Origin of the sequence: Streptomyces sp. 15-116A (assembly GCF_025290915.1) — a bacterium.
Classification (GTDB): domain Bacteria; phylum Actinomycetota; class Actinomycetes; order Streptomycetales; family Streptomycetaceae; genus Streptomyces.
Map to the genome: position 1 here is coordinate 1 of NZ_JAOCQE010000338.1, position 5873 is coordinate 5873.

Genomic DNA, 5873 nt, shown 5'->3' on the forward strand with positions numbered 1-5873 from the left:
CGTGAGGCCCGTACCGGCGGCGCGTGAGGCACCGGCCGGGCCGCACGGTGCCGGCGGCACCGCCGGACGAGCCGGGCGGCCGGACGGATCCGGGCGGTTGCGTCAGGCGATCCTCGGGGCGAACCCCGCCGCCGCCTCCAGTTCGGCCCGCAGGGCCGCCATGACGTCGGCTCGGGCACCCTTCAGGTAGAAGTGGTCGCCCTCGAACACCCGGCGGGCGAAGGGGCCCCGGGTCACCTCGCGCCAGCCGTCGATCTCCTCGGGGGTCACGCGGGGGTCCCGGTCACCGGTGAGGGCGGCCACCGGGATCGTCAGCGGTGGCCCGGGCAGCGGCAGATACGTCTCGTTCAGGGTGAAGTCGGCCCGCATCGCCGGGACGAACAGCCGCAGCAGATCCGGCTGCCGCAGTACTTCCTCCGGGATGCCGCCCAACCGCGCCACCTCGGCGACGAAGGCGTCGTCGTCGAGGTGGCGCAGTTCGGGCTCCCGCCGGACCGCGTGCGGGGGCCGACGCCCGGAGACGACCAGGCACACCGGGGGCGCCGTGGGGCCGTGCGACAGCCGCCGGGCGAGTTCGTAGGCGAGCACCGCGCCCAGACTGTGCCCGAACAGGGCATAGGGGCGGTCGAGATGGGGCACGACCCCGTCGACGAGCGCCGGCAGCAGCTCGCTCACCCGCGTGTACGGATGCTCCCTGAGCCGGGACTCGCGGCCCGGCAGCACGACGGGGCACACATCGACGCCGGGCAGGGCCGCGGCCCACGGCCTGAAGAAGCCCGCTCCTCCTCCGGCGTGGGCGAAGCACAGCAGCCGCACCGGGGCGTCGGCCCTGCGTCCGGGCCCGCCCGCGATCCACGACCCGGCCGTCATCGGACCGTCCTCCCTTCTCCGTCGCCCTCCTCGCGCTCCGCACCCGGCGGCGCGGGCTCACGCAGCACGACATGGGCGTAACTTCCCGTCGCCCCCACCGCGTTGACCAGCGCGCGCAGCGGCTCACCGGGACGCTGTGGTGCCCAGGGTTCCGGGCGGTCCGCGAGCCGCACCGGCAGCCCTTCCCAGGAGAACAGCCCCTCACTGCGTCCCGCCGGAGTGGCGACGATGCGGCGGTGCTCGAACTGCAGCAGCACCTTGGCCAGTTGTGACATGCCGGCGGCGGACTCCAGATGGCCCACCGCGGGTTTCACCGTGCCCACCGGCAGTGCGAGGCCCCGTCCGGTGCGGGCCGCGAACACCTGGGCCAGCGCCTCGATCTCCGCGGCGTCCGCCACCCCCGCCCCCGCGGCGGCGCACTCCACGTATCCGATGTCCTCGGCCGACACCCCCGCACGGTCCAGTACGTGGCGCAGCGAGTCGGCGAGCGCCTGCGGGCGCGGTGCGCCGTACCGCGCGGCACGTCCCGCGTGTCCGCTCAGGGTCGCCTCGACGACCGCACGGACGCAGTCGTGGTCGCGTTCGGCGTCCTCGAGCCGGCGCAGCAGTACGGCGCCCACGCCCTCGCCCGGTGACCAGCCGGACGACGCGGCGTCGAACGCGCCGGCCGCGGGACGGGCCGCAACGACACCGAGGTCCGTCAGCACGTCGAGGTGGTAGGGGTGGCCGATGGCGTTGACGCCCGCCGCGATCGCCGCGTCGCACTCGCCGCGGCGCAGCGCCTCCACCGCGAGGTGCAGCGCCGTCAGGGAGGAGGAGCAGGAGGTGTCCACGGCGACGCTCGGGCCGCGGAAGTCGAAGAAGTGGGAGACCCGGTTGGGTATGTCGGAGCCGAGCGCGGCCACGGTCGCCGGCTCGCCCGCACGGTGCGCGTCGGCGCCGGCCTGGCGGTGGTCGTGCCACATCACCCCCGTGAACACGCCGATCCGACGGGCGGCGCGGCGCAGGCTCTCCGGGGTGTGCCCGGCGTTCTCCAGGCACTCCCAGACCGCTCGCAGCACCATGCGGACCTGCGGGTCGAGGGTGCGCGCCTCGGCCGGCGCGATGTGGAACAACTCAGGCTCGAAGCCGTCCTCGGCGTCGAGGTAGCCGCCCTGTGGACGGGCCCGTCCGTTCCCGCTGCGCAGCGACCGCGCCCGGTCGGCCGGCACGGCGCCCACGGCCGACCGACCGGAGTCGAGCAGCCGCCAGAACTCCCCCAGTCCGTCCGCGCCCGGCAGCCGTACCGCCGCGCCGGTGACGGCCACGGCGACGGTGGCGGGCGTCCTCGCGGACCCGGTCGCCGCGGTGCGCCCGGCGGGTTCCACCGTCGTCCGTCCGTGCGGCTGCGCGTTCCGGGCAGCCGGTTCGGGTGCCGTTGGGGCCGTCGGAGTGCCCTGTTCCGACGGCAGGGTGCCTCCCAGGAGGGACAGCAGGAAGCGGTGTCCTTCGTTCAGGCCGAGGGGACCGGCGATCCGCTCCACGGAGCGGGCACCGACCGGGCACAGGCCGATCCCCGTCTCCGTCTGGGAGTTCATCAGCAGCTGCGCCATGCAGCCCGCCTCCACGGCGAGGTAACGCGCGCCGTCCTCGCCGTACAGCGGGGCGATCCCCCGGAGCTGACCGATGAGATACAGCTCGAACGCGGCGGCGTCGAACACCGGCCGGTTGTAGAAGACATGACCGCCGCGATCGGGCCCGGGCCCCTCCGCCAGGAGCTCGAGGGCGTGGTCCTCGGGCCGGTAGTGGTAGAGGCCCGCCTCCAGCCCGGCGACGCGCCCCGGCCGGACGTGGAGGTACACCTGCACGGCGTAGGTGTCCCCGGCCGACGGGTAGAGGCGGCGTTCGCGGTCGTCCCGGCGCACCGGCCGCAGCAGCGCCAGCAGCCGGGTCAGCTGCTCACGGCCGACCGCGCTCCGGCCGAACTCCCGGCGCGTGCCACGCCGTTCGTACCGTGCTTGCTCGTACTCCACCGGCTCCAGCGGCAGCAGACGGCCGGGGTCGGCGGGTGCGCGCCTGGCCCAGCCGGCCGCTTTGAAGGCGGCGCGGTCGTGCGCGGAGAAGAAGTCGACCGGCTCGGGCTCGTCCGTGTCCGCCGCCCTGGTCCCGCTCTCCTCCGGGGGTGTGCGAAGCCGTTCGTGCTCGACCCGCACGGCCTCGGCGGGCACGGACCCGGGGGCTCGGCGGACCTGGCTTCCGTCCCCGGCGGACGCTCCCTCCGTACCGAGCACCCGGGCCAGGTGGGTGGCGATCGCGTCCGCGCTGGGATCCTCGAGCAGCGCCGACACCGGCACCCGGTGTCCGTAGCGCTCGTGCAGGACGGTGGAGACCTGGGCGAGGGTGAAGGAGGTGGCCCCCTGGTCCCACAGGTCGGCCGCGGGATCGATGGACGGAACACCGAGCCGCTCGGCGAACAGCGCGGCGACCTCCTCGCACAGCTCGGCCCGCCCCGGTGCCGCCGCGTGCACGATCCCGGCGTCCACGGCCTCGGCGTCCACGGCCTCGGTGTCCACGGCCTCGGCGTCCACGCCCTCGGTGTCCGTCTCGCGGGCCGCCGCCTCGGACGCCACCGGGGTCCCCGCCCCGGCCGCCACACCGAAGCCGCCCTGGGCCGACACCGCGACCACCTCCCTGGCCCACGCCTCGCCCGCCTCCCCGGCCAACACCGTGCCCACCTCCCCGGCCGACACCGCGACCGCCTCCCTGGAACCGCCCCCGGCCCACGCCTCCGCAGCCGCGTCGGCCCGCACCTCAGTCGCCGTGCCGGACTCCTCGCCGGCCGTCACCGTGTTCTCCTTCTCGGCCGTCAGGCCGGCCCTGTCGGTCATCCCGGACGTCACGGACGCCGGGACCCCCGCGGCCGTCCCGCGCCGCGCCTGCGCTCGTCGGTCCGTCTCCGGCAGCGGCCACGGCAGTGCCTCACGGTCGAGCTTGCCGTTCGGCGTGGCCGGGAACGTGTCCACCTGGGCGATCACATTCGGCACCATGTACTCGGGCAGCGCGGCGGCGGCGAACCTTCGCAGCTCCGCGGTGGCCGGCAGTCCCTCACCCGACGGCTGTACGTACGCCACCAGCCTGCGGTCCCCGGAGGGGTCGGTCCGGGCCAGTACCACGGCGTCCCGGACGGCTTCGTGCTGCCGCAACCGGTGCTCGATCTCACCCGGTTCGACGCGGAAGCCGCGGATCTTCACCTGGTGGTCCGCCCGTCCGCGGAAGTGGATGAGACCCGTGTCGTCCCACAGCGCACGGTCGCCCGTGCGGTACATGCGGGCGCCCGGCACCAGCCCGAAGGGGTCCGGGACGAACCGCTCCGCGGTCAGTGCCGGGCGCGCCCGATAACCGTCGGCGAGACAGTCGCCGCCGATGTAGAGGTCGCCCTCGACACCCGGGGGACACGGCTGGAGCCGCTCGTCCAGGACGTAGTAGCGCGCGTTGTCACCGGGGCGGCCGTAGGGGATGCTGCGCCAGCCGGGGTCCACCTCGTCGACGGTGAACGCGTTGGACCACACCGTCGCCTCGGTCGCGCCGCCCAGGCTGACGATCTTCGCCCGGCGGAAGACGGCACGCACCGCGTCGGGCAGCGGCAGGGGCGTGTAGTCGCCGCTGAGGAAGACCAGCCGGAGGTCGTCGGTGCCGGGACTGCCCGCGTATCCGGGCAGCAGCGGCAGCAGTTGGCCGAGAGTGGTGGGCGCCGAGTTCCAGAAGGTGATCGGCTCCCGTACGAGTACGTCGAGCAGGAGTTCGGGGTCCCGCTGCTGCTCCTCGTCGGCGATGTAGAGCCCGGCACCGCAGCCCAGCAGGCCCAGGATGTCGAAGACCGACAGATCGAATCCGAGCGAGGTGACGCACAGCCCGGTGTCCTCAGGACCGAAGCCGTGCAGCCGCCGGCACCAGTGCAGGAGGTTGTGGACGGGCCGGTGGCGGACGGTGACTCCCTTGGGTTCCCCGGTGCTGCCCGAGGTGAAGATGATGTACGCCGTGTTGTCCTCTCCGGCGGTGTGCGGCGGGTCCAGGCGCCGTTCCGGGGAGTCGGGCAGCCGCGTGCGGTCGGCCGGCAGACAGGTCACGCCCTCCACGGCGGTCAGGGGCGGCGCGCCGTCGGCGGTGAGCAGCAGGGTGGCCTCCGCGGTGCGCAGCATGGCGGCGACCCGCTGTCCGGGCAGGCGCGTGTCGACGGGCAGGTAGGCGCCGCCCGCCTTGAGCACGCCGAGGACCGCGGCGACCATGGCGGGCCCGCGGGGGGTGCGGACGGCCACCACGGTCTCGGGCCCGACGCCGTGGTCGCGCAGCGTCCAGGCGATCCGGTTCGCCCAGGCGTTGAGCGCCCCGTACGACAGGGTCCCGCCACGCCACCGCAGGGCGATGTGCCCGGGGCGGTCCTTCGCCTGCTCCTCGAAGTACGTGTGCGCCGGTCCCACGGCGGGGAAGGGACGCGCCGTGTCGTTCCAGGCGTGCAGGTCCCTCAGCCGCTGCCCGGGCTCCTCGGGAGGGTCGGCGGCGAGGTCCCGGCACAACGCTCCGAACGCGTCGAACGCCCGCTGGAGCGCTCCGTCGGGGAAGTCGCCGGGCACGGCGTCCCAGCCGACCGTCAGGGTGTCGCCGTCGTCGAGGGAGACGCAGTCGAGGGACACGTCGGGCGTGCAGGTGCTCCAGGGACCGGCGGTGACGCCCGGCGGGAGGGGCAGGTCGGACAGGTCGAAGACGGACGTGTACACGATGGGGTACGAGGAGCCGGTGCCGCGGGCGGCGCGGCGGCGTTGCTCGGTGAGGGCCGGTGCCCCGTCGGCCTCGGCGTCCTCGGCGAGCAGCCGCTGGTAGACGGCGGCCCGCTGCCACACGGTCCGTCCGTCCGGCTCGCGGGGCAGCCAGCTGAGCGCCGTGTACTCGCCGGGCCGGGACGGCTCGGCCCAGGACGGCCAGCGCACCACCGTGAACGCGAACGGCTCGGCGTCGGTTCCCTCCCC

At 75.0% G+C, this 5873-nt stretch carries 2 protein-coding genes; both read right to left on the minus strand.

The annotated features are described in order from the left end of the window. Window positions 1–102 precede the first annotated feature (102 nt). On the minus strand, window positions 103–870 hold the full coding sequence (locus tag N4P33_RS31545) for a thioesterase II family protein (protein WP_260830369.1): 768 nt from the start codon (window positions 868–870) through the stop codon (window positions 103–105). Next, on the minus strand, window positions 867–5873 hold a 5007-nt coding region (locus N4P33_RS31550), incomplete at its 5' end, for an amino acid adenylation domain-containing protein (protein ID WP_260830370.1). The genes N4P33_RS31550 and N4P33_RS31545, both read right to left, overlap by 4 nt.

Coding starts and splice junctions, on each gene's coding strand:
- N4P33_RS31545 (WP_260830369.1), bottom strand. CDS start 870: ATGACGGCCGGGTCGTGGATCGCGGGCGGGCCCGGACGCAGGGCCGAC.